At 39.2% G+C, this 26,902-nt stretch carries 29 protein-coding genes and 1 pseudogene; 18 read left to right on the top strand and 12 right to left on the bottom strand.

Annotated elements, in window-relative coordinates; translation table 11 throughout:
* Positions 1-6: 6 nt before the first annotated feature.
* From zwf to L1283_RS16615, 5 genes are all read right to left on the bottom strand, one after another.
* Positions 7-1,488 carry a glucose-6-phosphate dehydrogenase gene (gene zwf, locus L1283_RS16635; RefSeq protein WP_145327329.1) on the bottom strand — a complete coding sequence of 494 codons (1,482 nt, stop codon included), beginning with the start codon at positions 1,486-1,488 and terminating at the stop codon, positions 7-9.
* 8 nt (positions 1,489-1,496) lie between these two features.
* Complete coding sequence (gene gndA / locus L1283_RS16630; protein ID WP_145327330.1) at positions 1,497-2,915, bottom strand: NADP-dependent phosphogluconate dehydrogenase; 1,419 nt, start codon at positions 2,913-2,915, stop codon at positions 1,497-1,499.
* Between the two features lie 156 nt (positions 2,916-3,071).
* Positions 3,072-3,404, bottom strand: coding sequence for a hypothetical protein (locus tag L1283_RS16625; RefSeq protein WP_145327331.1), 333 nt, complete (start codon positions 3,402-3,404; stop codon positions 3,072-3,074).
* Positions 3,405-4,272: 868 nt separating this feature from the next.
* Positions 4,273-4,659 (bottom strand): hypothetical protein, encoded by a 387-nt coding sequence (locus L1283_RS16620; protein ID WP_286849228.1) that lies wholly within the window; start codon positions 4,657-4,659, stop codon positions 4,273-4,275.
* A gap of 235 nt (positions 4,660-4,894) precedes the next feature.
* The gene (locus tag L1283_RS16615; protein WP_145327333.1) at positions 4,895-5,686 is read right to left on the bottom strand and encodes an MBL fold metallo-hydrolase; all 792 of its coding nucleotides are present in this window, start codon (positions 5,684-5,686) and stop codon (positions 4,895-4,897) included.
* Positions 5,687-5,793: 107 nt separating this feature from the next.
* Between L1283_RS16615 and L1283_RS16610 the strand changes: the two genes are divergently transcribed.
* The 7 genes and pseudogenes from L1283_RS16610 to L1283_RS16580 all read left to right on the top strand — a co-directional run bounded on the left by L1283_RS16610 (position 5,794) and on the right by L1283_RS16580 (position 10,506).
* On the top strand, positions 5,794-6,090 hold the full coding sequence (locus L1283_RS16610) for a winged helix-turn-helix transcriptional regulator (protein WP_286849232.1): 297 nt from the start codon (positions 5,794-5,796) through the stop codon (positions 6,088-6,090).
* A 146-nt stretch (positions 6,091-6,236) separates the two neighbouring features.
* Positions 6,237-6,977 (top strand): class I SAM-dependent methyltransferase, encoded by a 741-nt coding sequence (locus L1283_RS16605; RefSeq protein ID WP_145327335.1) that lies wholly within the window; start codon positions 6,237-6,239, stop codon positions 6,975-6,977.
* Positions 6,978-7,195: 218 nt separating this feature from the next.
* Positions 7,196-7,399: pseudogene (locus L1283_RS16600) on the top strand (hypothetical protein); the annotation flags it as partial.
* A 102-nt stretch (positions 7,400-7,501) separates the two neighbouring features.
* Positions 7,502-7,882 carry a hypothetical protein gene (locus tag L1283_RS16595; protein WP_343570738.1) on the top strand — a complete coding sequence of 127 codons (381 nt, stop codon included), beginning with the start codon at positions 7,502-7,504 and terminating at the stop codon, positions 7,880-7,882.
* A gap of 117 nt (positions 7,883-7,999) precedes the next feature.
* The gene (locus tag L1283_RS16590; protein ID WP_145327336.1) at positions 8,000-8,557 is read left to right on the top strand and encodes a TetR/AcrR family transcriptional regulator; all 558 of its coding nucleotides are present in this window, start codon (positions 8,000-8,002) and stop codon (positions 8,555-8,557) included.
* 14 nt (positions 8,558-8,571) lie between these two features.
* The gene (locus L1283_RS16585) at positions 8,572-9,417 is read left to right on the top strand and encodes a sialate O-acetylesterase (RefSeq protein WP_286849236.1); all 846 of its coding nucleotides are present in this window, start codon (positions 8,572-8,574) and stop codon (positions 9,415-9,417) included.
* Between the two features lie 240 nt (positions 9,418-9,657).
* Positions 9,658-10,506 carry a DUF5694 domain-containing protein gene (locus L1283_RS16580; RefSeq protein WP_145327338.1) on the top strand — a complete coding sequence of 283 codons (849 nt, stop codon included), beginning with the start codon at positions 9,658-9,660 and terminating at the stop codon, positions 10,504-10,506.
* Between the two features lie 311 nt (positions 10,507-10,817).
* Here the strand turns inward: L1283_RS16580 and L1283_RS16575 are convergent, their stop codons facing one another.
* The 5 genes from L1283_RS16575 to L1283_RS16555 form a co-directional block, all read right to left on the bottom strand.
* Positions 10,818-11,609 (bottom strand): hypothetical protein, encoded by a 792-nt coding sequence (locus tag L1283_RS16575; protein WP_145327339.1) that lies wholly within the window; start codon positions 11,607-11,609, stop codon positions 10,818-10,820.
* A 432-nt stretch (positions 11,610-12,041) separates the two neighbouring features.
* Complete coding sequence (locus tag L1283_RS16570; RefSeq protein WP_145327340.1) at positions 12,042-12,845, bottom strand: helix-turn-helix domain-containing protein; 804 nt, start codon at positions 12,843-12,845, stop codon at positions 12,042-12,044.
* Positions 12,846-12,864: 19 nt separating this feature from the next.
* Complete coding sequence (locus L1283_RS16565) at positions 12,865-13,266, bottom strand: GlcG/HbpS family heme-binding protein (RefSeq protein ID WP_145327341.1); 402 nt, start codon at positions 13,264-13,266, stop codon at positions 12,865-12,867.
* A gap of 39 nt (positions 13,267-13,305) precedes the next feature.
* A complete protein-coding gene (locus L1283_RS16560) occupies positions 13,306-14,097 on the bottom strand; it encodes an SDR family oxidoreductase (RefSeq protein ID WP_145327342.1) in 792 nt (263 codons plus the stop codon).
* Between the two features lie 141 nt (positions 14,098-14,238).
* Complete coding sequence (locus tag L1283_RS16555) at positions 14,239-15,186, bottom strand: alpha/beta fold hydrolase (protein ID WP_429626347.1); 948 nt, start codon at positions 15,184-15,186, stop codon at positions 14,239-14,241.
* A gap of 378 nt (positions 15,187-15,564) precedes the next feature.
* Between L1283_RS16555 and L1283_RS16550 the strand changes: the two genes are divergently transcribed.
* The 9 genes from L1283_RS16550 (at position 15,565) to L1283_RS16510 (ending at position 23,202) form a co-directional block, all read left to right on the top strand.
* The gene (locus tag L1283_RS16550; protein WP_286733379.1) at positions 15,565-16,863 is read left to right on the top strand and encodes an epoxide hydrolase family protein; all 1,299 of its coding nucleotides are present in this window, start codon (positions 15,565-15,567) and stop codon (positions 16,861-16,863) included.
* A 135-nt stretch (positions 16,864-16,998) separates the two neighbouring features.
* On the top strand, positions 16,999-17,457 hold the full coding sequence (locus L1283_RS16545; protein WP_145327345.1) for a protein-disulfide reductase DsbD N-terminal domain-containing protein: 459 nt from the start codon (positions 16,999-17,001) through the stop codon (positions 17,455-17,457).
* Between the two features lie 33 nt (positions 17,458-17,490).
* A complete protein-coding gene (locus tag L1283_RS16540; protein WP_145327346.1) occupies positions 17,491-18,264 on the top strand; it encodes a DUF1223 domain-containing protein in 774 nt (257 codons plus the stop codon).
* Between the two features lie 126 nt (positions 18,265-18,390).
* Positions 18,391-19,371 (top strand): heme-binding domain-containing protein, encoded by a 981-nt coding sequence (locus tag L1283_RS16535; RefSeq protein WP_286849865.1) that lies wholly within the window; start codon positions 18,391-18,393, stop codon positions 19,369-19,371.
* The gene (locus tag L1283_RS16530) at positions 19,368-19,808 is read left to right on the top strand and encodes a hypothetical protein (RefSeq protein ID WP_286849867.1); all 441 of its coding nucleotides are present in this window, start codon (positions 19,368-19,370) and stop codon (positions 19,806-19,808) included. Before L1283_RS16535 ends, L1283_RS16530 begins: the two co-directional genes overlap by 4 nt.
* Before the next feature lie 43 nt (positions 19,809-19,851).
* Complete coding sequence (locus L1283_RS16525) at positions 19,852-20,895, top strand: alpha/beta hydrolase (RefSeq protein WP_286849868.1); 1,044 nt, start codon at positions 19,852-19,854, stop codon at positions 20,893-20,895.
* Between the two features lie 26 nt (positions 20,896-20,921).
* Positions 20,922-21,320, top strand: a complete 399-nt coding sequence (locus L1283_RS16520) for a DoxX family protein (protein ID WP_286849870.1) — start codon at positions 20,922-20,924, stop codon at positions 21,318-21,320.
* A 120-nt stretch (positions 21,321-21,440) separates the two neighbouring features.
* Positions 21,441-22,457 carry a sensor histidine kinase gene (locus tag L1283_RS16515; protein ID WP_286849873.1) on the top strand — a complete coding sequence of 339 codons (1,017 nt, stop codon included), beginning with the start codon at positions 21,441-21,443 and terminating at the stop codon, positions 22,455-22,457.
* The gene (locus L1283_RS16510; RefSeq protein WP_286849876.1) at positions 22,438-23,202 is read left to right on the top strand and encodes a LytR/AlgR family response regulator transcription factor; all 765 of its coding nucleotides are present in this window, start codon (positions 22,438-22,440) and stop codon (positions 23,200-23,202) included. Before L1283_RS16515 ends, L1283_RS16510 begins: the two co-directional genes overlap by 20 nt.
* A gap of 122 nt (positions 23,203-23,324) precedes the next feature.
* Here L1283_RS16510 and L1283_RS16505 read toward each other — a convergent pair whose 3' ends face one another.
* Positions 23,325-24,392: a nucleotidyltransferase domain-containing protein gene (locus tag L1283_RS16505; protein WP_286849879.1), complete on the bottom strand. Its 1,068-nt coding sequence runs from the start codon at positions 24,390-24,392 to the stop codon at positions 23,325-23,327.
* Positions 24,389-25,135, bottom strand: coding sequence for a nucleotidyltransferase domain-containing protein (locus L1283_RS16500; protein ID WP_286849881.1), 747 nt, complete (start codon positions 25,133-25,135; stop codon positions 24,389-24,391). Before L1283_RS16500 ends, L1283_RS16505 begins: the two co-directional genes overlap by 4 nt.
* Positions 25,136-25,409: 274 nt before the next feature.
* Here L1283_RS16500 and L1283_RS16495 point away from each other — a divergent pair, with 274 nt between their 5' ends.
* Entirely contained in the window at positions 25,410-25,889 is a 480-nt protein-coding gene (locus L1283_RS16495) for a hypothetical protein (RefSeq protein ID WP_286849883.1), read from the top strand.
* A gap of 9 nt (positions 25,890-25,898) precedes the next feature.
* Entirely contained in the window at positions 25,899-26,840 is a 942-nt protein-coding gene (locus tag L1283_RS16490) for a hypothetical protein (protein ID WP_286849885.1), read from the top strand.
* Positions 26,841-26,902 lie beyond the last annotated feature (62 nt).

Below are 26,902 nucleotides of genomic sequence, written 5' to 3'. Positions count from 1 at the left end.
TAGATTTTAAACCCACTGATGTCCCTGCCGCTCTACCAGTGCATCACTGTCATCAGGGCCCCAGTTTCCTGAAGCATAATTTGGGAAAGATGGGTCTTTGGTTTTTTCCCAGGTTTCCTGAATCGTTTTTATCACATCCCAAGCTTCTTCTACCTGATCAGAGCGCATAAACAGTGTAAGGTCTCCCACAAGGGCTTCCAATAAAAGAGTTTCATAAGCTTCGGGAGTATCGGTCTGACAGGCAAAATTATCGAAAATCATCTCCACAGGTTTAAGCTCTAAAGACAAGCCTGGTTTTTTAGACATAAACTGCAATCTGATGTCCATTTGTGGCTGGATATTAATAACCAATCGGTTTGCCGACAGAAGCGAGGTGCTTTCTGAAAACGTAGAATTTGGAAGTGGCTTAAACTGAATCGTTATATAAGAATGCTTTTCTTTCATCTTCTTACCGGTACGAACATAAAAAGGAACATCCTCCCATCTTTCATTATCCAGATAAAACTTAATAGCGACAAATGTTTCCGTATTGGAATCATGAGCAATTCCCTCTTCCTGGCGATAGCCATTTACTTTTACCCCATTTACTTTGCCTCGTCCGTACTGTCCTCTTACCGCATAATGATCTACTTTTTCGGGAGAAATCCTACGGATGGATTTTAAAACATCAACTTTACGATCCCTGATCTCACCCGATTCAAGTGAAGCCGGAGGTTCCATAGCAACCATACAAAGAATTTGCAAAAGATGGTTCTGAATCATATCGCGCAAAGCTCCTGTCTGCTCATAAAAACTGGCTCTTGTTTCCACACCTACTTCTTCGGCGACCGTAATCTGTACCGATTCTATATGTCTGTGATTCCAAAGAGGTTCAAAAATTGAATTTCCGAACCTGAACGCCAAAATATTCTGAACGGTTTCTTTACCTAAATAATGATCGATACGATAAATCTGTTCTTCCTGGAACGTTTGTGAAAGAAGGTTATTTAGCTCAATGGCAGATTCTTTATTGTGACCAAAAGGTTTTTCGATAATAATTCGATCTGTTGCAGGATCAGATGCTATTGACGTATTTTTAAGATGATTTGAAATTACAGATACAAAGTTTGGTGCAATGGACAAATAGAAAAGTCTGTTGCCTCTCATTCCGTACACCTTATCAAAATTTTCCAGTTTCTGATATAAATTCCGATAAGAGCTTTCTTCATCAAGCTGATGCTGAAAATAGCAGATGTGAGCCTGAAAACCAGCCCAATCTTCCTTGATTACAGCCTTCCGGGAAAAACTCTCTATATTTTCTTTAATATAAGCCCTGAATTTTTCATCCGTATTTTCGGCTCTTCCTAAAGCTAAGATATTAAACCCCTTTGGCATTCTGCCATCGATATATAAATTGTAGAAGGCAGGAAAAAGCTTTCTTTTTGCCAAATCCCCTGTTGCACCAAAAATAACGATCGTTGTTGGATGCAGGATTGTATTGTCACTCATTGTTGAATTCAGTTATTTGGGTTTTGCCATGACGTATGAAAGACTCCTTCTCTGTCAGTTCTTTGGTAAGTGTGTGCACCAAAATAATCACGCTGAGCCTGAAGCAGGTTTACAGGTAAAGATGCTGTGGTATAAGCTTCGAAATACCCTAGAGCCGACTGAATTCCTAAGCTTGGAATTCCGTTTGATACAGCAAAAGCCGCTGTTTTTCTTAATGAAGAAATTTTATCTTTTACAATTTCTGAAATTTCCTGATCCAATAAAATATTAGATAAGTTCTCGTATTTTGAATAAGCCAGATAAAATTTCTCCAATAAAACCGAACGAATGATACATCCACCTCTCCATATTTTAACAACATCTTTTAACGGAATTTCAAACTGATATTCTTCCGAAGCTTTTACCAATAATGCCAATCCTTGCGCATAACTGATTAAAGTAGATAAATACAAAGCATCCCCCACCTCTTTGATGAACAATTCTGTGCTTTCAAGAGTTTTTACTTCTTCTTTAGCATATAATTGCGAAGCTTTCACGCGCTCATCTTTGTAAGCGGATAAAATTCTTGATGTGACCGCAATATCGATGGTTGGAATAGACACCCCAACTTCCATAGCCTCCTGGGAGGTCCATTTTCCGGTTCCTTTTGCTCCTGCTTTATCTAAAATCTTGTCGACAAGAAAACCGTCGGTTACATCATCTTTTTGCTGGAAAATATCTCTTGTTATTTCAATAAGGAAAGAATTCATCTCGCCTTCATTCCATCTTTTGAAAACTTCATGCAATTGGTTATTGTTAAGATTAGCTCCTTTTCTCAGTAAATCGTATGCTTCACTGATTAATTGCATGATGGCATATTCTATACCGTTGTGAACCATTTTAACGTAATTCCCTGCAGCTCCTTTTCCCATATAAGCGGTGCAGGGCTCCCCCTTTACTTTTGCTGAAATAACTTCCAGCATAGGCTTCACTAAATTGAAAACTTCCAAATCTCCACCCGGCATAATACTCGGTCCTCTTCTTGCGCCCTGCTCTCCTCCAGAAACACCCATTCCCATAAAATGAAGGTTTTTAGAAGCTAAATCAGCTATACGTCTCTCGGTATCTTTGAAATAAGAATTTCCCGCATCAACGACAATATCATTTGGACTCAGAAGCGGTGTTATGCTTTCAAGAACAGCATCAACCGGTTTACCTGCAGGAACCATCAAAATAACTTTTCGCGGACTGTCTAAACTCAACACAAATTCATCTAGAGAAACAGTTCCAACAACCTTTGTACCTGAAGCAACTCCTTTACGAAGTTCAATTACCTTTTCTTCATCTAAATCGAATCCTACGACAGAAAAACCATTATCTGCAATATTGTAAAGCAGATTTCTTCCCATTACACCCAGACCAATGACCCCGTAATTATACTTTTCCATTCTTACTTAAAGTTTAGTTTATGCATCAAATTTACTGAAATGCATGCCAGCAAAAAAATTATCTAAAATTTTCTTTCAATTCTGACTTAGTTATCATCAACTGGAAAATATCATTAGTTATTTGGTTACGAGCTTCCAATATAAAAGAAGAGCGCCTTAAACAAGGCTAGTCAATACAAGTCTTAACATATCCGAATTCAAAATTATTTTATCAGGTATCGCATCAAAGCCCACATTTTCATCAACTTCTGAGAATCCTATTTGATTAGGTTCAAATTGAAAAACGTAGAATTTTTTATTAAACCAAACATCAAGCATTATTGAACCAGATGAAAACTTCATATATTCATACTTTAAATTATTCTTTTTCAAGAACTCAATCGTATTGTTGAACATCATTAAGTAATTCTCCATTTCTATTTCCTTGTTAAAAAAGTTCCCCTGAATTTCGAAGAAAAATACTGAACCCACCAGCTGATTTGATTTCAATCCTGTGTCCTATTGTCAATGCTGTAACGGAACCATTGGCATGATAAGTTACTAACTTATCATCTAAAATACCATACATTCTAACATTAGACCCCGATTCATAGTCCCATGCTGATCTCTAATCCGGTTTGGGGCACAAAGTGGGATGCTTATTTTTCTTTTATGCTGGATGTCCAGTTCAGTCATATGTAAAATCCGAAAATTTCAAAACTTCAATTTTTGCACAAGCAAAGGAAATAGCAGTGGGATTTGATGATGGCGAGTTAACGATAATAAAATCTCAATAACTATGGATCTTATCACAGTTGTTTATCGCGAAAGAGTTGATTGAAAAAAGAAGGAAAAAATACCAGATAAAGAAGGGCAGATAAAACTCATGATCTATTAATAAAAACATCAAAAAGAACAAGAATGATAACGAATATTCCTAGAGCAATTGGTCGGGTATACCAATATGAAGGTTGTCCGAACCTTTTCATAATAAGTCCAACAATAATGCTAAAAATGGCTAGAAACAAGCCCGATGCTTGATTATCATTCATACGCTAAAAATAAGTAAAAGAATTGACACGCTAGGTCCTAAATCAATTCCTAACTTTACTTGAAAAAAGAGCCCCGTTATAAGGAACATAACTGGAATCCCTAGTTTTTATTTACACATTTCGCGGGACAGTCCCGAAAAAAATGAAAAAGTTTTTTACTTGGTTAATGTATGTCGCTGCTTTTTTTTCTGGAATTATTATATTGTTGTTTATTTATTTGTCTGTTGACCCATTTCGTAAACAAAAACAAAGAAAACTTTATTATAAAAGGATCGAAGAAATAAAAAAACGTAGGAATCTTTACTGACAATCATAGTTTAAAAGCTCTACATCTTCTGCGCCAAAGGCCCATCTTTAGTGACCAGACTAGACCAACCGGGAAAAGACCCTACGGTTAGCTTTGCGATCAATCTGGACGCTAGAAATATATTGGCCACCGTTTCTTCCCCCAAATCCCAGGTTACCTCGACAGGTGAAATCGCATCAAATGCTTCAAGGTTTTCTTTGACAAACTCCGCAGGATTTAAAAACGGTAGATTCTCCCTTTTATGCCATTCAGATTCTCTGGGAGTAGGAACGCTATTGTATAACCAAATATCTCCAACTATTCTTTCCTCATTCAATAAGTATGCATAACAAACCTTATCGTCATCTTCGATAAGTACGGCGAATTCTGGATGATCGTTTGATACATATTTTGTTAAACTTCCCATAAAATAGCTAATTTAAAACAACGAAGTCTGTGCCGTATCACTCCGCAATGGCGGCAATCCCTCCCATATCGAAAGCTTCATAACCTTGACTTGTTCAAAGAGATTGTTCAGCATAGCGCTAAGATAACATTTATATCAGAAAAAAGGCTGGATGGAGCCAGCCCTGATAAAGATCTTATCCTATTTTAAACACTAAACCAGGCAATTGTGTTCCATGGAAAAACTATGCTTAAAATTATATCTTGGATTCATGCAATGGTTTTACAACTTCAATACGCTCTCCATCGGCCGGAATAAATGTCTTGTGCAGCAATCCCTCTTTCTCCAATCTTTGCTTTAACTCAAGGCGTGTGGTAGGACAATGGTTGATGGCTTCCATGTGATTTGCCAATACTTTTCCTGGCGCATCACGGATAAACTTTACAATATCGTCCATTGTCATCAATAGTGGTCTGCCGAAATCGAATTGTGCCGAACCGCAAGCTAGCACAGATACGTCGGGCTTGTAGGTAGCCAACACCTTTTTTACGTCATCGGTATAAATGGTATCTGCACTTATATATACCGATTCATCATCGGATGACTGCCATACGAATCCATACACATGCCCCATTGGTTTTCTTACCCAGCCATAGCCATGAACTGCAGGTGTCGCAGTAAGTTTGCCTTTCAGAAACGAGATTGTCTCCCAATAATCAATCGCTTGCAGGACATTTAATCCCCATTTTTTTAATTGGCGGGCGTGGTTTTCACCGCACAGGACGGGAATTTTACGGCTACGCAAAAACTCGATTCCTACCGCATCGATATGGTCGGGATGCAGGTGTGTAATCAGGCAATAATCGATTTTCTGCAACAGTTTTTCGCTTTCAATGGGTAAATCAACCAAAGGGTTGCGACGGGGTTTGAAACGGAAAAGGGTTAGCGGAACAAATGTCTTTGACTTTCCCAATAAAGGATCAACCAATATAAAGTTGTCGTCCGATTCGATAATAATAGTGGCATTACGTATTTGATGTATTGTCATAGTGATAACGTATTTAAATTCCTAAATTAGCTGGTAAATTTCGGTACAACCTTCGGCTAACGAAAGATATTTACCCAGAGGTTTCCCGGTTACAAAATTGTTACCTAATGAATTATAAGGAATTTGAAAACTGTTCCGTAAATCTTTTTTTCAGAATATTTTCCGGGAAATGGAAACCCCTGATCCTCCATCATTTTTTTTATACGGGTGATGAACGCTTCATTGAATTGTGGCGTAAAATGCCCAAGGTTTCCAAAAAAGTATTATTAGAACAACTAAAAGAAATGGAAAACGATGGAATTGTGGTTCGAAAACAAGTGAACACCTTTCCTCCGGAAGTATATTATGGCTTATCTGAAACGGGTAAAAGCCTAGAGCAATTGCTGCTTCATATTGAATCGTAGATGGAAAATTACCAGTTTCAGCATACTACCGAGTTAGACCCTATGAAAGAAAAGCAAAAATAGGAAATGGTTTAATACATGGGGGCTGTGATACTGTCCCCTGATAAAAAGATGTATCTTAACCTATTAAAATTTATTATCCGATTATGAAGCAGAACAAATATGACGAGCAAACATTCTTCGATCAATATAAAAATATGGACAGATCTATTAAAGGTCTTGAAGGTGCCGGAGAATGGCATGCGTTAAAAAATATCCTTCCGAGCTTTGATGGCAAAAATGTACTGGACCTGGGCTGCGGCTTTGGCTGGCATTGTCGCTATGCTATTGAAAACGGAGCTAAAACGGTAACAGGTGTCGACCTTTCCGAAAGGATGCTCAATAAGGCGAAAGAAATCAATGACCTCCCTGGCATCACTTATATCAGAAGCGCATTGGAGGATATCAGGTTTGATGAGCAGGAGTTCGACTGCGTCATCAGTTCCCTTACATTCCATTACATCAAAGACTTTGATCCGCTTTGCATGCATATAAACCGTTGGCTAAAACCGGGCGGCAGTTTTGTGTTTTCTGTTGAGCATCCGATATTTACTGCAAGACCCGACCAAGACTGGATTTACGATGCAGCCGGAAACAAGTTATACTGGCCCGTGGACCATTACTTTGAAGAAGGAAAGCGGGAAACACATTTCTTACAAAACAATGTAATAAAATACCATAGGACACTTACCACTTATCTTACAATCCTGCTTGCCAATAACTTTGCGATCGATTTAGTTACTGAACCACAGCCAAACATGGAAATGATTAACAGTGTCGCCGGAATGGCAGACGAACTCAGAAGGCCTATGATGCTGATCGTGTCGGCACAAAAAAGGCCGAAATAATCCAGCCCTGATATATAGTTATGATCCCAATAATGGGATAGTCGGTTTTAAAAAAATAAAAAAACCTTGAGGAGGGGGATCTCAAGGTTTTTACTACCTGTTATTAACCTAATTTATGAAAGTATTGGTATAACAATGGTTAGTTCGCTTTCGTTTGATCTTTTTATAAAAAAGTTGAGTTCGTCTGTTCGGCCTTACAATTATTTTTATTTAAAAAGTGCTTTGACCTTTCAAAGATAAATGTTGACGCATTATACAACATGGTAGCCATTTATAACGAAACGGGTCAGACCGAAAAAGCCATCGAGATCTTAAATCAATTAATTAAATTGGAGCAAGTCCGAGCACAGAAGTTCTTGAGAGAAAACATAGCTAATTCATCTTTAGAAAGTCATTCAGTCGAACAGAGGCCTATGGAATAGCTTTAACAGGATATTTAGATAATTTAGAATGAACTTTACCAGTTTTAATAACTACCACAAACTTGACGTGGTTTTTGAGTTTTCGATCTAATGACACCGATTATGTTACACAGTCTAAGATGGTCTTATATTTTTAAGCACTGGATAGGTACCTTACTATTGGGTACTACACTAGTGACTATATCCCCAGGATTTAACCCATTAAATTTTCCGGGTATTGGTCAAACGATCCTCTTTTCGCTACTTTGGCTTTGCTATAGCACAATATATTCTATTCCTACGTTGATATGTTGTACACTGGCATTCTATTGGTTCAAGAACAATACGCTCAATGTCAATTGGATCAAAATGACTTTAATACTGATTACATTGGCTGGCATTGCAATGACAATGGCACTAACAATGGGATCAATGGAGAGGGCCATATATTATTCGATCGCTGCAATAATTACTGGGATATTATTTAAGATTGAGAAGGTATGATTAATTTGCTTACTAAAATGTTAACCGGCTTTGGGCTTCGTTCTAACCCAAAAGGTCGTAAGATCAGTTGGAATAAACTAACACATATATAAGACATTTGTCATACATTTGTGCCAAATGAATAGAGAAAAGCTAATTTATAGTGCAGTAAAAGTTTTAAATGAAGACTTTCACGCTCCTTTAGAGCGAGTAGCCGAGGTTGCAAAAATCAGTAAGCGAACTTTGTATCGATATTTTAAGGATAGAGATGCACTTATAACTGCCTGCTATGTCGATATGCTTGAAACCTGGTATATCGCTATGGTTTCTGCATTTAACAGCGATACTAATCCGGTCAAACAACTGGAAGCAATGCTATACGCAGCTATCGACAGCGGTGTAAAATATATTTTCCTACACGCCCTTGAGGAGAGGCAGGTTGATGTGGCAGCGATGGACAAAGAAAAAGTTATTGCCTATCAACAAGCAAAAGAAAAGTGGTTTGCTATAGTTCCCCAGCTGCAGGCGAAACATATTATAGACAATCGCTTGTCCTCAGCCTGGATCAGACATCTCTTTGCCAGTGTGGCAAGAGCAAGTGTGAAGGCATTAAATTCTGGTGACGTCGCTCCAAATGATCTTAAAAAATTTGCCTGGCTATCATTTAGCCGTAGTATAGGAATCGTGGAGTCTTAAATATATAATAAACTATGATACAATCTTTTTTGCTAATAGGGCAATCAAATATGGCCGGCCGCGGAATTCCGGATTCAGTGCCGCCTATCATCAACGAATCAATAAAGATGCTTCGCAATGGACGCTGGCAGATAATGGCCGAACCCATACACAATGACAGGCTTATGGCTGGTGTGGGGCTCGCATCATCATTTGCTGCCTCCTGGCATGCGGATCACATTGGCGAGGAGATCGGCCTTATCCCTTGTGCTGATGGCGGTACCAGCTTAAATGACTGGCAGGTTGGTGGCGCGCTCTTTGACCACGCTATTTTTCAGGCTAAACTTGCTCAACGTAGCAGCCAGTTGACAGGAATATTGTGGCATCAGGGAGAAAATGACTCTTCCGCCGAACTGGCCGCAAAATATGGTGAAAAGTTTGATAGTATAGTCAATGAGCTACGGAAGCAATTAGGGGCTCCTGAAGTACCCCTGATTATCGGCGCGATCGGCGATTTTTTGCCTTATGGTCTATTTGGAGCGCATTTCAATGATTACCATTTGGTCAACAGCGCCTTAAAAAAATATGCAGCATCGCACAACAATTGTCACTTCGTTTCGGTAAAAGGATTAACTGCAAACGAAGACCAAATTCATTTCAACGCGTCGTCGCTTAGAAAATTCGGACTACGATACTATCAGGCATTTTTAAATGCAGCAGATGTGACCGAAGCTTTACCTGATGAAGATGAACTACTAGGGAAAATTTATGGACGTGAACTGTCCTCCAACGAAAAGAAGTTTATTTTAGATGTCAACTTTGCATCCGGGAAAATCTCGTTAAGTGAATTCCAGCATCAACTGAAATTGATCGATAAATAATTCAAGATTCATGTTATATCGGCGAGATATTAAACGATGTTATGATCTAAAGACGTTTATTCTTAAAGTATTCACAGAGTTGGATGAAAAGTTAATGAGAAGTATAGACTTGGAACAGTAAAAACAACCATGATTAATCTTATAATGATTTATTATTCGTGACTGTTCATTTATTATTCGTAGCAGATAAGCAATCCCTATTTATTAGTTTCGTGAATTATTTATTTTTAACACTATTGTATGCAAAATTCTTATTTCACTAAAATTTTCACGGTCCTTTTTCTGATACTTTTTCAATTTTCAGCGCTATCGGCTCAGGAGAAAATAAAGGTTATTTTACTCGGAACCTATCATTTCAATAATCCAGGAAACGATATGATTAAAGTACAGGATAGAAATATCCTATCCCCAGAAAATCAAAAAGACCTGGATAATGTCGTGGAAAAAATCTATTCATCTGATTATAAACCTGAACAAATATTTGTTGAAAGCAATTTTAATGAAAAGAAACAGTTAGATGCAAATTACAAGTCTTATCTAAAGAATCAATATAACGCGTTCACCGATACAATAAAAAGCGAACGGATGAGAAGATTTTTTAAGGAAGGTGAAACGGTTCAACTGGGATTTCGATTGGCAAAAAAATTGAAACATCAGGAATTGTATCCAATTGATACACTGATCGAAATGAGATTTGATATTTTGATGAAAGAGGCTAATTCCAATCCTACCTTAAAAAAAGAACTTGAAGAAATAAAATTGTCAATGTCGGATAAGTGTCTGGAAGAAAAGAATTTGAGTCAAATCTTTTTATGCATGAATGAAAAATCGAAACTAGACAACAATATTGGCTTTTATTTTTCATTCGCAAACAAAATTATGATCGGGAAAGATTATTTTGGTGCTAGACTCGTTACTGACTGGTATAAAAGAAATTTAATTATGTATGCCAATATCCAAAATCAAATTAAGCCTGGTACAAAAACCATCTTTATTTTGGTTGGAACCGGACATGCTTCAATATTTAGAACATTTTTTGAGGTTGATAAAAAGTTTGAATTAGTGGATCTAACAAAAATCTTTAATTAATATTAGGAGATCAGAGTTTATAACTCTTACTCCTTCCATTTCCATTGATCCCCGTTAGGCATTTTCGCTAATAAAACTTTATTTTCCGCCGATTTAAAGGACATGGTTTAGGAGTGTTGAGTCTAAGCTTTCGATATATTCTTTGAATTCAATCGTACCTACACAACATCTTAGGCTACTTTTCTCAAATAAAAGGCTCCCTTCTTAACCGATAAGGGAACCTTTTTTGGCTATATGTACGCTTTAGCTAAATGTTAACCGACTTTGGGCTTTGATCTAATTTAAAATTAGGTATATTTTTGGATTTCGGCTTATTCTTTCGTTAATAAAAGGGCTATATCCTGTTTTGCAAGCACATGGCCTTTATGGACAATATTACTCTTGAGATAAAGGAAACATTGATCGATACGATCGAGTTTGCCTATTAACACTTTTATAGACTTTATATCCAGTTCTCCCATTTCCGCAGGAACGACTTTATTCGGATCTGAAATTAATTTTCCATCTTTCTTAAATTCTTCGAGTTGCCAAGAGTAACCTGTCCAAGGTCCTGCGACCAATGTTGTCTGTTTGGCATCCAAACTGATCTGTCCTTTATATTCCAAGCCCAGACTATCAACCCTGACCCGCTGGTCTTTTAAATCGATGACTAGATATTTCAAATAATCGCCGAAGTCTTTAGGCTCGAAATGGATACTATTGTCCTTGCGAATGATCTTGAGCTCCATAGCCCCTATTTTGTCTAATTTGATAGATTGCGAGAACTCCATAAAAGCAGCATACTCCTCTTCACTAATACCTAGATTTTTGTGATATGGTATAGGCTCTCCCGGTTTTAACTCCTTCATGGTTTTGAAAAACCAATCTTCATTGGTTTTCATGGCTTGTTTCATCTTCCCAACAATTGCAAGCTGCGATGCATTCGGTCGGGGAATTCCCAACACCGCTGCCGTATAGTTGCCTTCAGGAAGTTGTCCGTCAACGAAGTTAATTGCCAACGCATTGCTGTCCACCCCTGATTGCTTTTGCGCAGAAACATTGAAGGAAAATATGAATGCCACTAGCACCCCATAAAAACGAAAATATTGGTATAGAAATGTCATGTTCAACGTATTTGATCGATGAAATTACGGTTTAATCCTGACAATCCGCCATTTTCAGAGCCAAAGGTACATCTTTAGTGAAGAGACTAGACCAGCCTGGCAGGATCCCTCTCCAACTATTCTTCCTCCTTCAATAAGTATGCATAACAAACCTTATCATAAAGGAATGGTCGGTTCCTAAAAAAATAAAAAAACCTTGAGGAGAGGGATCTCAAGGTTTTTACTACCTGTTATTAACCTAATTTATGAAAAGTATTCTTATAACAATGGTTGATTCCTTTTCGTTTGATCTTTTATAAAAAACTCACCGACCCGATCACGGGTCTGTTGTCCAATTCGTTCCCTTGATCGCGGTGCCGGGCGACTGAGTCGTTGTTGTCGCGATATTGCTTGAACAATACGCCCAATTGTCCTAAAAATTCCATTGTTCTATTAGAGCCCAGTTGTGGTTGTTCCAAATTTTTCTTTAAACGAAGCATAAAAATGGGATAAGTTCTCAAACCCTAGATCCAGATAAAAATCGGATGGCTTTTGTTTTTTGTGCCTGATTAAATAATGGGCTTCGTCCAAACGCTTTGCCAATAACCATTTTTTTGGCGTTGTACCAAATGCTCTAGCAAAATCTCGCTTAAAGCCGGAAAGACTTCTTCCGGTCAGTTTTGCAAAAGATGTTACTGATACATTGAACATAAAATTCTGGTTCATAAATTCTTCCAAATCTATTTTGTAGGGTTCGGAAAAATCGAACAGAATTTGTTTAAAATCAGGGTTGCACTGTATTAATAACTCGATGGCTTCCCTGATTTTTAAATCTGCCAATCGTGGCGTTGCTTCTTTTTTCTTATTGATATACGGAGCCAGTGAAACGAAATAATTTTGCAGAAAATCATCCGGTTCAAATAACAATTTCTGTTTGCCGGTGTATTTTTTGTCCACCACAATTTTGTTTTCCAAGGCATACTGTTGCAATGTTTCCTTGTCCAACGTAATGGATACAAATTGGTATTTCCCCGATTTTGCAGGATATTTTATCGTTCTTATTAATTGATTTTTACGAACCAATACGACGACGTTTTCAGGAATTACGCTATTTCCGTCAGCGTGAAAAGCGTGTGTTTCTCCCGATAATTGAAATCCTAAGAAATGCTCGGGAATAAACTCTTCATTTCCTCTATGCTTTTCAAATACACAGGAATAGACCAACTTATCAAAAATAATTTCACGCTTTGCTTCCATACCACAAATATCTTAAATTTTAATTCAACCCGACAGCTCCTGCACCCGCGATTTCTTTATCCTGTTCTGGAGAGCCCCCCGAAGAAGCTATAGCCCCAATGATATTCCCGTTTTTATCCTTCAGCACGACACCTCCAGCAATGGTCAATAGTCCGTCATTTGAATTCAGCATTCCATATCCGTGAATATCTGCTCCGGAAACGATTGTGCCCATTATGTCACTATCTACACCGAACATTACGGCGGTTCTGGCTTTTTTTACGGCAAATTCTATTACTCCAAAGACACTGTCTAATCTTGCAAAAGCAAGCAGATGCCCCCCAGCGTCAACCACTGCAATGCTTACGGGAATGTTTAAAGCTTTCGCTTTTTCTATGGAAGCATTTAAGGCTTTCGTTGCTTCGTTATAAGTTATGTTCATTTTTCAAGTTTTTATGATCCGTGCTTTATGGACTTCTATTTAGCTTTTAGCCGTCCAAGCTTCTGCCTGCAATTGTTTTACAAAATCTTCTGTTTCTTTTGGATGTACATTTCTGAAGTTCGAATTTTCATCCAACGCCACATCAACGATACACTCCGCCATCGATTGAGGATCTAACTGGTTGGCCAAAGCTTCGGCAGTACCATCGAATGCAGATGGAGGTGTAAAATTGGTTTCGGGATTGTACCAACGGGAAATTGTATCAACACCTCGATCATTAAAACCGGTTCCAAAAATACCCGGATTACAGGTTGCAATCTTGATATTGAATGGCGCCAATTCTGTTTTCAACCCCTCAGCGATTGATCCCATTGCGTGCTTGGATGCACAATAAGCGGCCACATAAGGAACGGTCCATAATTCTCCCATAGAAGTTGTGAAAACAATTTTACCAGGTCTTTTTTCGTCAATAAATTTTTTGATAAAACCTTGCGCCAGTTGCAATCCACCAAAAACATTGACATCAAACATCGAACGGATTAGGTTTACAGGCTGCTCCGCAATGGGACCACCTTCCATAATTCCGGCATTACTGATCAAAATATCGATATCGTATTTTTTAGTGATATAAGCGATATCTGTAGCATTGGTTACATCCAATTTATCCACAGTCATTTCTACGCCTTGCTCTTTGGCATCTCTTATCAAGTCGCTCATTTGCGGATAAACTTGCACTGTTGCAATCACCTTATGTCCTTTTTTTGCTAAATCAAAAGCGGCAATTTTTCCAAATCCACTTGCAGCTCCTGTGATTAAAATTCTCTTGCTCATATTTTCTGTATTTAAAAGTTATACAGCAAAATTGGACTAATTAGCGATGAAATTAATTCGTGAGAAGTTCAAAATTATATTGGCAGAAAGTCCAAGCAATTGTTGGGTGTTAGCTATTTATCATTTTTTGTTTCAGATAACCTATTGAGCAAGAAATGCAACAGCCTTCGTTAAAAAAGTCTCATAATTTTGATAAAATGCGGCGTGCCCCGAATCTGAAAATTCCAAAAGAATAGCGTTTTCTAAATTTTGTTTCATATTGTAGGCATTTTGAATGGAAATTGGAAGGTCCTGATCACCATGTACGATTAAAACAGGTTTTTTGATAGCCTTAATTTCATTCAGTGCTCCGGGGTCTGGCTGTGCCCAGGTTAGTACAGCTGTAAACTGAGCAGACGAACTGGCATCGCTAAGCACTGGATCTCTATCAATTATCCGTTGATGAACTCTAGCATAAGATGATTTTCCAGACGCAATACTTGACTGTGAATCGGTAAATCCGAATTTTAAGTAGGAATCTTCGGGGCTAAGTCCAGCACTTCCAGCAATTATATTTGGAAGATTGGAAAGACCAATAGCTCCTTTAGGCCCACTATCAGCTAAAATTATTTTATTAATTAATCCGGGATCCGTCAAAACAATTCTTTGAGCCACAAATCCGCACATTGAAAATCCCATAATATTGACCTTCCCTAAATTCAATGCTCTGATAAAATCAATGGCATCGTTAGCCATTGCCTGAATAGTATTGGGGGTAGCTCCTTTGGAAGATGCCACTCCTTTATTATCAAATATGATCAATTTGTATTCTTTCGCGAGACCGTCGGTCACGGCAGGATCCCAATCATCCATAGAACCACCTGTTCCAGGTAGTAATACTAGCGGAATTCCTCCATCTTTACCCCAACTTCGGTAAGCGAAATCTGTTCCTTTCACATTGATGAAGCTGGTCTTCGCATTTTTGTGATTTACAATGGTTGTCTCCTGCCCTATTGGTAAATCATTATCGTTGCTACACGAAAACGATACTGCGGAAAAAAGGCTTAAACATAGTGCGCCTGCGATAGTAAATTTTCTGAATGTCTTCATTTTATTATTGTTTTAATGATTATAAAGCAAACTTAAAACGATCCCCAAAGCAGTACATACCCAAAACAGTTGAACCGGACAATTTTGTAAGTGAATTAGTCAATTCCGCGGCTCATATAGTTTCATAGAAAAGTACCTCTACGTTCATTAAAGGACAATGCTTTCTATCAAAAACCTACATAGCCGGTTCTTTTATCTACCGATATCTTACTTTCAATCCGATTTATAAAAATGGAACTTCCTGTTCGAGCTTTAAAACTCCCAGCTCACCTGTGAATATGTCCACTTGAACCTATTCTCCGTTTAACACCCACGCCGACCAACATACATTTGTTGCAACAAAAGAAATCAGATCGTAAAATCTAAAACAAAAAAGAAATGAAGACAAAAATAACAACAATCCTTATGGTAGCGACATGCGCACTATGTATTCCTACAATTACAAGTGCACAGCACACCATAGCAAAAACGGAAAGCGTAAACTCAGAAACCGGTATCAGACCTTATAAGATCAATATTCCACAAGTTAAACTTGATGAACTGAAAAGACGTATTTCGGAGACCCGGTTTCCAGATAGCGAAACGGTAAACGATGAATCACAGGGCATACAACTAGCCCAGTTAAAAGAACTGATCAATTATTGGGGAAATGGCTATGACTGGCGTAAGCTTGAAAACAAACTGAACGCGCTGCCACAGTTTGTCACCAAGATTGATGGACTTGACATACAGTTTATCCACGTGCGTTCAAAGGAAAAAGGTGCCTTACCCCTTATCCTTACACATGGGTGGCCAGGGTCACCCATGGAATTTATCGATGCTATAGGCCCACTGACAGATCCCGTCAAATACGGTGGTAAAGCTGAAGATGCCTTTGATGTTATCATTCCCGCAATTCCAGGATATGGATTTTCCGAAATCCCTAAAGAACTTGGCTGGAACCCAGAGCGTGTTGCCAAAGCCTGGGATATTTTGGTAAAACGTCTGGGCTACACAAAATATGTTTCTCAAGGTGGAGACCATGGGTCTGTAATCTCCGACGCGCTTGCAAGACAGGCTCCTTCGGGGCTATTGGGTATCCACCTGACCATGCCGGCCACAATTCCTGCAGACCTGGTAAAACCGATCAACGCTGGTGATCCCGCTCCGACAAGCCTTTCTCCAGAAGAAACAAAGGCTTATAATTCAATGCGCACTTTCTTTGGCAGAAACGCAGCGTATGGCGGGATGATGGTGACTAGGCCACAAACTACAGGCTATTTGCTTTCTGATTCTCCAACTGCACTAGCAGCGTTTTTATACGAAAAGATCGCTGAGTGGTCAGAAAGTAATCTCCGGCCAGAAAAAGTAATTAGCCGCGATGCGATCCTTGACGATATAACATTGTATTGGCTAACCAATACCGGAGCATCCTCGTCCCGCTTTTACTGGGAAAATAATAACAACAATTTCAGTTCCGAACATCAGCAAACAAAGCGCATAAAAATTCCTGTAGCTATTTCAGTATTTCCGCATGAAATCTATCAAGCACCAGAAAGCTGGTCGAGAGCGGCTTATCCTTCTTTATACTATTATCATATCGCACCAAAAGGTGGGCACTTTGCGGCATGGGAACAGCCGGAGCTCTTCACGCAGGAAATGAGGAACGCTTTTAAAACGCTACGGGATCAACTGTGATGATCTTCCTTTATGATCCAAACTGTCCATTCAGGGCTTAAAACGTCTATTTCAAGCAGTTTACAGTGGCAGCAAAAGCATAATTCCAGTCTATTTGCACAAAGAATTTAAGGTTTAATTATTAAAAATATAGAAATGAACAGATTAGCAATTTTAGTAGTGACAGTTTTGATGATGTTCTGCTCACACTCAAAAGGACAGACCTTATCTGGTCAGGTGACATGGGAATGCACGCTTAAAAGGAAATCCCCCGAAGAAGGCGAAATACGGATGAAGGCCAGGATCGCCCCCGGATGGCATATGTATGCACTGGGCAACAGCCCCCTGAGCCCGATCAAGATGAATTTTAAATTCGAGCCTGACAGAACTTACCAATTGGTGGGAAATGTGAGCCAGCCCAGCCCACTGTTGAAGTTTGATAAACTTCTGGGCATGCCAGTTACCTATTTTGAAAATGAGGTCGAGTTCGGTCAGAAGATCAGATTAAAGGGCAAAAATGGAACAATCCGGGGAACCATTCAGTTTATGCAGTGCAGCGATCAGGTATGTGTTCCGCCACAGGATTTCGGCTTCTCCCTAAAAATCTTCAACTAAAAACAAACTATAAACAGCTTAAAAATTTAGATCATGAAATCAATAAAAGAAATACTATACGTTTTGAGCCTGCCTTTGATCATTGCCCTGATCATGGCCTTCAAGGGTATCAATGATGATAAAAACCTGCAAAAGATCAAAAGCAGCAACTCCGACAAAAGCTTCGCGGTGGTCGAGCTCTTTACTTCAGAAGGTTGCTGGAGTTGCCCTCCCGCAGATGAGCTTATTGCAAAACTTGAGAAGGATAACCTGAATAAAAAACTTTATATCATGGCCTTTCATGTCGATTACTGGGATCATCAGGGATGGAAAGATCACTTCAGCAAAAGCAGTTTTACCGAAAGACAGAAACAGTACGCCACATGGATGAATCTAAGTACCTTATATACCCCCCAGATGGTCATCAATGGCAAACAGGAAATGGTCGGATCGGAAACAGGCAAAGTCATCAGCAGCATCCAGTCCGCGATGCTGGAACAACATACTGAAACCCTTGCTTTAAAAGTATTGAAAGCCGAAGGCAAAAATATCCAGATCGCTTATGTATCATCCTCTAGCTCCAAAAATTCGGACATCCTGGTCGCTCTTGTCCAGAAACACGCTTCCTCTCAGGTATCTGCGGGAGAGAACGCCGGAAAAGCCCTCTCCCATGTGCAGGTTGTACGCGAGCTGAAGAGCATGGGCACTAAAGCCCAGGACAGTTTCTCTTTTAAACTTCCGGAAACCGGTCATGCATGGGAAATCATCGCTTTCGAGCAGGACAAGAAATCCGGAGAAATACTAGCTGCCACAAGCATAAACCTTTAGGAAATAGATTGTCCACTTCGGGGATCCAAAAGAAGAATTCAACCTGCAATATGTCCGGTCCAACTATTTTGAGCTTCCCTAGGGCAGTACTTTACCTTAATTTTAACATAACAAAAGAGCAAGATCATGAAACTCCTAAAGCGAATCCAACTGATACCCACCATATTCATCTGCATTGTGGTCGGTCTTATCGCCCTTCAATTTTTCAATAGAACCATTGAACAAAAAGCCGTAACCGGACATATCAGAAATGTGCCTAAACAGGTCCAGCTTATCCTAGAACGTTCCTGTTTCAACTGCCATTCCAATGAGCAGCGGCTATCTTTCTTTGATAAAATTGCCCCGGTATCGTGGATCGTAAACAGGGATATTAACCGTGCACGGGAAGTGATGAATTTTTCCGAGTGGGATAAGCTCTCCGATGCGGAACAGAAAAGTAAATTTTATGCCATTTACAATATGGTAAACGCGGGTAAGATGCCCCTGCCTTCCTATGCGCTCACACATCCGGACTCAAAACTATCTGCTGTTGAAGTAGCGACCATAAAACAGTATGCCCTTTCGCTATCCGCAAAAGATGGTTTGCTACCTGCACGTCAAGGTATTGCGAACGTAATAGAAACAACAGCTGCCCTTGCCCCGGTATCACCGAACGGAATCCCGTACAATGCCGATTTTAAGAACTGGAAAGTGATCGGCATGAGCACGCTTATCGACAATACAATACGCGTGATTTACGGAAATGACATCGCTGTCCGCGCTATCGAAGAGGAAAACTTCCACCCCTGGCCCGATGGCAGTGCAGTGGCCAAGGCGGTTTTTAAACAGACCCGAAAATCCAATGGAGATATCGTGCCCGGAGATTTCGTAAACATGCAGTACATGGTAAAAGACGGAAAAACATTTAAGGAAACCGAAGGCTGGGGCTTTGCGAAATTCAATGGTCAAGATTTAAAACCTACCGGAAAGACCGCACTGTTTGCCCAACAGTCCTGTATCAGCTGTCATAGGCAGCTCGCAGAATCGACGGGTTACCTGTTCAATGTTCCGCCGAAAGTGAGCTCCAAAAGAATGATCCAGCAATATTTAAAAACTGTCCAAAAATGAAAAAGATCTTATCCGTACTATTTCTATGTAGTTTAATCTTCGGCTCATGCAGCAAGAACATATCAGATAAAGAGAATGGAAAAATACGGTTCATGTTTGAACCCGGCGAACTGAAATTTAACTCATCATCTTTTAATACGGACAGGCAGACGATGTCGGCATTATACGGGAATAAGGAAGCCCTGTCCCTCCTGGAAGGAGCCCGACATAGTCACGACCGCGTTTCCCTCAAGCTTGTTACCTATAAAATGATGGAAGATCCGCAATATTTTGGGAGTAAAGTAAACGGTGAACTCTTGCGTGTAGAAACGGTAAAAGCCGGCGGCGATGGCAAACTGGACTATACCACAGAATATGGTGAAATACCCTCCGGGGAATCTAGAGAGCAGCGTATTGCCGACATAATGGATACTGATCCCGTAAATTTTCCACAATGATAGCTTCAACTCAATAATTTAAAATCGACAAAAAACAGATCCAATGAATACAATAGCAAATTTTGGCAAAAAGGTGATTTTCACCCTCTCGTTATCCCTGATTGCCACAGCAGGTGCATCATTAGTCCACGCCCAACAGCTTTCTCAGGATAAACATGCACAGGCTGACAACACCGTAGACTCCGCATTCCAGCATACAAAAAAAATAAGGGCAGGACTGCTTGATATAGGCTACGCAGAGGTCGGTTCAAAAACTGGAAAGCCCGTTATACTGCTCCATGGATGGCCATACGATATCCATAGTTTTGAAAAATCCGCTGAATTGCTTGTAGCAAAAGGATACTGGGTACTTGTGCCCTATCTCCGGGGTTATGGAACAACAACCTTTATTTCGCCAAAGGCTGTACGTAACGGACAGCAGTCAGCTGTGGCGCTCGATATCATCGCCTTCATGGATGCCCTGAAAATAGATAAAGCTGTTGTTGGGGGCTTTGACTGGGGCGCCAGGACTGCCGATATCATGGCTGCCCTCTGGCCGGAACGTGTTTCTGCACTCGTAGCCGTAAGCGGGTATCTGATCGGGAGCCCCAAAACAAATGAGATCCCACTTCCACCGGCTGCTGAATTCTTGTGGTGGTACCAGTACTATTTCTCAACGGAGCGGGGTTACAAAGGTTACAAAGCACATACAGCGGCTTTTAACAAACTGATTTGGAAAACAGCCTCCCCGAAATGGTCTTTTGATGAAGAAACCTATCAGCGCTCGGCCAAATCGTTTGAAAATCCTGACCATGTTGCTATCGTGATCCATAATTATCGCTGGCGGTTGGGGCTGGCTCCCGGAGAGAAACAGTACGACGAACTTGAAACAAAGCTCGCCAAATCACCGGATATCACCGTACCGACCGTGACCCTGGAAGGTGATGCCAACGGTGCGGCGTTTCCACTCCCTGAAAACTATGCTTCCAAATATAGAGGAAAGTACAAACACCATAACCTGACGGGAGGGATCGGACACAACCTACCACACGAAGCTCCCAAAGAATTTGCGGATGCCATTATTGAGGCCGACTCGCTCTCTAAATAATAAAGAAATTAATCACAAAAAATATTATGAAAAATTCAACATACAAAAAGATTTATTTTACAGGAAGTATCCTGATATCAATATGGTTTGGGCTCAGCGGCTTTTTTGAACTGACACATAACCCTGCAGTATGGGACATCACAAAAAAATTAGGCTATCCAGCGCATTTTATATACATTCTCGGTGTATTCAAAATTTTAGGTGTTACCATATTACTGATCCCGAATAGATTTAAAAGGCTTAAGGAATGGGTTTTCGCAGGTATGTATTTTGACATTATTTTTGCGTTCTTCTCAAAAATTGCTGTTCTTGGACCTTCTTCCGTAATCGATACATGCGTTGCCATTACTATCCTTTCAGTTACCTATTTTTCATTTAATAGGATAAATCATGTCATTTATACAGCAAAAGATCTAAATACTTAAATTACAAGTATCAGGTATTTAGATATAAAACATTTTTCGCTAATTTGCTGGTATTTCAAACAGCCCGAAATACCAGCAAATTATATAAAACATTATCAGCTTAACAACGGTGAGCAAAGTATGAAGACACCTTTTTATATATCCCATAAACTAATATGGATCAGTTCAATATCATTGGGTATACTAACATCTATCCCAAAGATTGTGGACCATAATTTTATTCTTTCTGAGGGTATTGCCGACTTTGGTGTAACCACGGGTTTTGCTCTTTTGATCTGGTACTACAATATCTATTCGATACCAGCCTATACAAAGAAAACGGGCAGCAAAAATGTGATATCACCTCAACTTTTCAGAGGTTTAGGAGTTGGTTTGGTATTGATGTTCCTACTTTCCTCAATACAGTATTACATCCTTTCACATCTCAATTTTGGACCTAAAATGCTGATGTATGAGGTCAGAGGTGTACTCATCAACCTGACTTTCTATATGTTTATACATCTTCTATACCAAACTTATCTCAACCAGCAGGTGGTGCGGGAACTTGAGCGTTCGATGTCCGCGAACCTCGCAGCACAGTATGAGCTTTTAAAACAGCAGGTAAATCCGCATTTTCTGTTCAACAGTCTCAACACGTTAAAATACATGGTGGAAAGCAATGACACTCAGTCAGCGGAATTTATCATCAAGCTTGCTGATTTTTACAGGTTTACTTTGGGCAGCCTCAAACTGAACCTACTTCCACTCGGAGAGGAGCTACAGATCATGGACTCCTATATTTACCTATTAAAAGCACGTTTTGAGGAAGGTTTAGTTGTTTCAATGAATCTAGGACGTGAAATTTATGGAAGTTTTATTCCTCCTTTTACATTGCAGCTCTTGGTAGAGAACTGCATTAAACATAATATAGTTTCACTTGAGAAACCCCTACATATATCCATTGGGCAGGAAGGTGATTACCTTATTGTCAGCAATAATATGCAGCCCAGAAAAATATCGGAACCTTCTACCGGTTTAGGACTTGAAAATATCAACCAGCGTTATCTTCATCTATCCGAAAAGGAGATTAGTATCCTAATGGATACTGAAACATTTACTATAAAACTTCCCATTATATATGAACATACTAATAATTGAGGACGAGATTAAAGCTGCCCGTTCCCTCGAGAACCTGATATTGAAACTTCGTCCAGAGTCTAAGATCATGGCAAAGATCCAGAGCGTTGAAGGAGCTATAGATTACCTCTCTGACAGCGCCAGCCCGGATCTTATCTTTATGGATATACAACTTTCTGACGGAATCAGTTTTGATATATTCAAGTCGGTAAAGGTTATATGTCCTGTCATCTTTTGCACAGCATTTGGTGAATACGCAATGGAGGCTATAAAAGAGAACGGAATTGATTATCTACTTAAACCCTTTTCAGAAACAGACCTAAAAAACGCTTTTGAAAAGGTAGATAATTTCAAGAATTTCTTTCAGAAAACCACCGAAAATAATCTTGTTGAACTGATCCAGAAGATCAGTGGCGAAGACAATAAAAAGAAGAGCTTTCTCGTGTTCAAAAACAATAAGTACATGACGGTGAAGACAGAAGATATTGCCTTTATCTATATTAACTACACCTCTCCGACCATGGTGACTTTTAAGGGTGAGCATTTTGATCTCAGTCAATCCCTGGATCAGCTGGCCACCCAATTATCTGGCAAAGATTTTTTTCGGCTGAACAGACAGTATTTAATCAGTTTTTCGGCCGTTAAAGAGGTTGAACATTATTTCGCCAGGAAGCTATATGTCAAATTGACTGTCCACACAGACCATAAGCTGCTTATAGGCAAAGAAAAGACCGCCCAGTTCCTCAGTTGGCTGGAAGATCGTTAAGAAACAAATGTCCGCTTTATGCTTGAATATGTCCACTTAAAAGTTAACCTGTTTTGGTCTTCGATCTAATTTAAAGTTCGTAAGATCATTTGGAATAACAGATTAGATCCTTGCATTAGGAATTATAGCTTGATCTGATAAAGCTGCTTACGCATGCCAACCAATTGCTGCATTAGCTTATCCTGATCTGGCACTGCCGGAAGTAAACTGTGCAAGCAGAGTTCCTGCACTTCCTGAAAGAGCTCTTGCGACCAGACAAAAAGTTCATCATAGCTATAAGCACCATTTTTGATGCGCAGGAGCTCTTCCCTATTGACACGTTGTACCTGTAGTTCACTTTTAGACAAAATCTCTTTTGCCTGTTGCAATAGACGTATGGTATGCATCATATTTTTGGCGTCATAGCCCTGCCCGTGATTCATTGTCCCTAGAAAGCGCGCTTCATTGCGTTCTGAAACCCAACTAAAATATTCATTATAGGACTTACAATACGAAGAGTAAGCTTCGTGATTAACAAAGAGGTACGCACAAAGTGTTTCTTCCTTACGGATAGAACTGCAGGAAACCTCAGTGCTCTCTGGTGTAGCAACGATGCCTTTGTAACCCAAAGTCTGAGTCTCATCATAATACAGGGCATACATCCCCTTTGCATGTTCGATCTTCGCTAAACCACAGTTTTCCTGTTTCCACAACTGCTTGCTTAACCAGGCTCTTAACGATAAACTACCATTACCAGCTATGATAAAGCAGAAATCCAGTAAACTTTTACGTTCTCGATCCATCGGATTGTTGATTTTCTTGTTCAATCCTTTTGCCTTCCGCACCTGTACCATGGCGTATTGCGCAAAGGTCATTGCGGCCTCTCTGGTGATAAAATCCTGCATTTTAAATTGATCAAACAGAGGATCTTTGTATAATATGCAATCGGTAGGACTAGCCAAAAGCTCCAATACAGTAGGATTACTCTTTGAAAGAAGCTTCACAAAGCGCCCGAGCTCATAGTAAACTTCATCATTGCTTGCATTTGCAACCTGCGCAATATATTGACCGCCCAAGTAATATTCCAGGGGCAGATAAAATACCCCCCTGATATCGGTATCGGAAGATGCTGTCGCCAATCCATATGCTCGGCTACCTACAACGGCCTCAAACAGGATCAGCCCGCTATCTCGAAGTTCGTCTATAGTCATCTTAATACGGTTTTAAAGTAATTCTCCAGTCCTTCCTTATCCGATACGGATACGGGAACCTGTTTTACTTGATGCTCTAAATCTATTAACCTTGTTTCAATATAATTCCTTATGGACGCTGAACAGTTGTATATAAACCCCTCATCTACTTGACTCTTCAACAGCTGCAATTCCAACACTTCGATTTTTACAACATCAGGCAATAATACGGATAGTTCTGCCAATGTCATAGGCGCATAACTGCGATAGGTGATATTCCAGTCTGCTGAAAGTAAAGATCTTAGGATATAAAATAAGCTCTTGAGCTTCATCGTTTCTCGTTGGAGATCTTCAATTTTGCTACGAACAATCCCTAAATAATGATGGGCGTGCCTACGTGCGTCAAAATAATTTTCGACCATTGTCCTAAAACTTGTTTTGAATCCGTTAAACTCGTAATAGACGACTGGCGACTGTATCCATTCAAATGGACTCACATTACTCCTATACAATAATGTGAGTACTTTAAAAAGGTCCCAACCTACCATATCGAGGTCATCGATTATTGGAAATCGCATTTCGGTCGCCAGCGGAAACAAGCGGGTGTAGTCCTCCGCTTTTCGCACATAAAAAAAACGTACGTCGTAATCACTGTCGATGGATGGGAAACCCCAACCCCGACTTCCTGATTCACAGGCAAAAAGTATACGTATCCCTTCACTCGCTTCTATTTCCATTAGCTTTTTAATGATATGTGCTTTCATTTCTTCGTGTTTTTTAATTTTTCATTAACACAAAGATCGATTGCGATACTGAAGCCTTTTTGCGCATTAAAAAAAGAACATAAAAACAACAGGAGATTACTCAATATCAGGCATATAATTTTTCGTGAAAAATCGACCCTTACATAGGAACATAAAAGTACGCAGATAGATTGCGTAAAATAAGGTAGCAACTCTTCCATTCGTCAAACCTAAAACACCGACTTGCATTAATACTCAATAATATATAGATTTGAGTTTCCCAATAAAACCATATATGAAATTTTTATTTCCAGTCATCTTTATAGTCTCTTTTTTTATCGGATGTAAAAAAAACGAAGAAAAAGAAAACGGCATAGGTACAATTACAGTAAACAAAGCTATTTATGCCTTTGATAAGGGATCTAAACAAACATCGATCGGAAATCTAATTGTTGATGGTAAGCTAGTAGACGGAATAAATCATCTGTACACTTTTAGCTCTACGACTAGTAAAAATAGCATAAAATTACTGTTCTTTACCCGTAACAATCAACTTTCTTCTGGCAGCTATTTTATCAATTCTGTCTCAACGATTGTGAAAAATAATGCTATAGATGTATCCTATAAATTAGAGGAAGATTACGGACAAACCGACAGAATCAACGTAACCAAGGGAACATTGGTAACCAAAAAATATGGGAATAGAGAAATTTTAGAATTCGAGACCAATACAGAGAACAGAATCACTTTAAAATGGGATGGTGAATTCAAATAACAGTCAAAAATGAACATTGTTAAGCTTAGAACAAAGTGCCTTAAAATTTGGTTGATCGTTATCTACCTATTATTCTATACTGAAGGATTTAGTCAGACCAAATATTTCCTTTTTGAAGAAGATAGCAAAGAGTTCGTAACGTCATCCTTTAGGTTAAACACGTATCCGCTATATAAGATTAAGCGTGAAGTGCATCTTTTTAATGTAATCAGTAGGGTACAGACGTTTATTGGTAATAAGGGTATATATAATGGACAACATGATTATAATATCATGCTATTTTCCATTCTCCCTGATTTAGATGGTTCAGAAGATTGGTATGAAATCAACCCCGATACTGTACGTTCTTCAATGATTAACTTTAAAGATCTGGAAGAGCTTCATAAAAAAAATACGTTATCGTACTTCAACACCACTGTGAAGCAAACAACAAAGTATTTTAATGCGTATAAGCTAATTATAAAAAGAGGAGATACTTACTATGCACCAAAGTATTGTTTGTTACAGTTTTATGCAGTCCGCAATCGTCCGCAAGCTTTTACGAATGTCTATGGGACTATCAATACCCAAGATTCGGCCTATAGTGTACTTCAATTCGAAAAAATATTTAAAGGAGCTTACCCTAGTTTACAATTCCCTTTATATCGAACAGGTGAAGACCCGCTCTCCTTTTTAGATTGGTCCCGGGACAGAAGAGAATATCTATCCAAAAAAATCACCTTAGCACAGCATGCAACGGGATATCAGTTTTGGACCTATGTGGATTGGACACAACATGAGTATAATTATGATTTTGAGCGAGGAATTGATCGATTTGTATATACTCCGGAAAAGGGAATCATCGGGGGCTCATTTGACTTCTATTTTTATTACCACAGAAAAATGCTACCCATAAAATACACGGATTTTCTAAATAATATCAGGGAGGAAAAGGTGATGATCGCTGAGTAATTTAATTTTAATGCCTAAATTTAAAAGCGGACTCCTAAGTTTAACTATTGGTTATCTATTCG

It is taken from the genome of Sphingobacterium sp. HSC-15S19, from assembly GCF_050433745.1.
Lineage (GTDB): Bacteria > Bacteroidota > Bacteroidia > Sphingobacteriales > Sphingobacteriaceae > Sphingobacterium > Sphingobacterium siyangense.
This window is presented reverse-complemented; position numbering and strand designations above follow the sequence as displayed.

Excerpts from the sequence above, each read along its gene's own strand:
- zwf (WP_145327329.1), bottom strand. The coding sequence starts at position 1,488 with ATGAGTGACAATACAATCCTGCATCCAACAACGATCGTTATTTTTGGT.
- gndA (WP_145327330.1), bottom strand. The coding sequence starts at position 2,915 with ATGGAAAAGTATAATTACGGGGTCATTGGTCTGGGTGTAATGGGAAGA.
- L1283_RS16620 (WP_286849228.1), bottom strand. The coding sequence starts at position 4,659 with ATGGGAAGTTTAACAAAATATGTATCAAACGATCATCCAGAATTCGCC.
- L1283_RS16615 (WP_145327333.1), bottom strand. The coding sequence starts at position 5,686 with ATGACAATACATCAAATACGTAATGCCACTATTATTATCGAATCGGAC.
- L1283_RS16610 (WP_286849232.1), top strand. The coding sequence starts at position 5,794 with ATGAATTATAAGGAATTTGAAAACTGTTCCGTAAATCTTTTTTTCAGA.
- L1283_RS16605 (WP_145327335.1), top strand. The coding sequence starts at position 6,237 with ATGAAGCAGAACAAATATGACGAGCAAACATTCTTCGATCAATATAAA.
- L1283_RS16595 (WP_343570738.1), top strand. The coding sequence starts at position 7,502 with ATGTTACACAGTCTAAGATGGTCTTATATTTTTAAGCACTGGATAGGT.
- L1283_RS16590 (WP_145327336.1), top strand. The coding sequence starts at position 8,000 with ATGAATAGAGAAAAGCTAATTTATAGTGCAGTAAAAGTTTTAAATGAA.
- L1283_RS16585 (WP_286849236.1), top strand. The coding sequence starts at position 8,572 with ATGATACAATCTTTTTTGCTAATAGGGCAATCAAATATGGCCGGCCGC.
- L1283_RS16580 (WP_145327338.1), top strand. The coding sequence starts at position 9,658 with ATGCAAAATTCTTATTTCACTAAAATTTTCACGGTCCTTTTTCTGATA.
- L1283_RS16575 (WP_145327339.1), bottom strand. The coding sequence starts at position 11,609 with ATGACATTTCTATACCAATATTTTCGTTTTTATGGGGTGCTAGTGGCA.
- L1283_RS16570 (WP_145327340.1), bottom strand. The coding sequence starts at position 12,845 with ATGGAAGCAAAGCGTGAAATTATTTTTGATAAGTTGGTCTATTCCTGT.
- L1283_RS16565 (WP_145327341.1), bottom strand. The coding sequence starts at position 13,266 with ATGAACATAACTTATAACGAAGCAACGAAAGCCTTAAATGCTTCCATA.
- L1283_RS16560 (WP_145327342.1), bottom strand. The coding sequence starts at position 14,097 with ATGAGCAAGAGAATTTTAATCACAGGAGCTGCAAGTGGATTTGGAAAA.
- L1283_RS16555 (WP_429626347.1), bottom strand. The coding sequence starts at position 15,186 with ATGAAGACATTCAGAAAATTTACTATCGCAGGCGCACTATGTTTAAGC.
- L1283_RS16550 (WP_286733379.1), top strand. The coding sequence starts at position 15,565 with ATGAAGACAAAAATAACAACAATCCTTATGGTAGCGACATGCGCACTA.
- L1283_RS16545 (WP_145327345.1), top strand. The coding sequence starts at position 16,999 with ATGAACAGATTAGCAATTTTAGTAGTGACAGTTTTGATGATGTTCTGC.
- L1283_RS16540 (WP_145327346.1), top strand. The coding sequence starts at position 17,491 with ATGAAATCAATAAAAGAAATACTATACGTTTTGAGCCTGCCTTTGATC.
- L1283_RS16535 (WP_286849865.1), top strand. The coding sequence starts at position 18,391 with ATGAAACTCCTAAAGCGAATCCAACTGATACCCACCATATTCATCTGC.
- L1283_RS16530 (WP_286849867.1), top strand. The coding sequence starts at position 19,368 with ATGAAAAAGATCTTATCCGTACTATTTCTATGTAGTTTAATCTTCGGC.
- L1283_RS16525 (WP_286849868.1), top strand. The coding sequence starts at position 19,852 with ATGAATACAATAGCAAATTTTGGCAAAAAGGTGATTTTCACCCTCTCG.
- L1283_RS16520 (WP_286849870.1), top strand. The coding sequence starts at position 20,922 with ATGAAAAATTCAACATACAAAAAGATTTATTTTACAGGAAGTATCCTG.
- L1283_RS16515 (WP_286849873.1), top strand. The coding sequence starts at position 21,441 with ATGAAGACACCTTTTTATATATCCCATAAACTAATATGGATCAGTTCA.
- L1283_RS16510 (WP_286849876.1), top strand. The coding sequence starts at position 22,438 with ATGAACATACTAATAATTGAGGACGAGATTAAAGCTGCCCGTTCCCTC.
- L1283_RS16505 (WP_286849879.1), bottom strand. The coding sequence starts at position 24,392 with ATGACTATAGACGAACTTCGAGATAGCGGGCTGATCCTGTTTGAGGCC.
- L1283_RS16500 (WP_286849881.1), bottom strand. The coding sequence starts at position 25,135 with ATGAAAGCACATATCATTAAAAAGCTAATGGAAATAGAAGCGAGTGAA.
- L1283_RS16495 (WP_286849883.1), top strand. The coding sequence starts at position 25,410 with ATGAAATTTTTATTTCCAGTCATCTTTATAGTCTCTTTTTTTATCGGA.
- L1283_RS16490 (WP_286849885.1), top strand. The coding sequence starts at position 25,899 with ATGAACATTGTTAAGCTTAGAACAAAGTGCCTTAAAATTTGGTTGATC.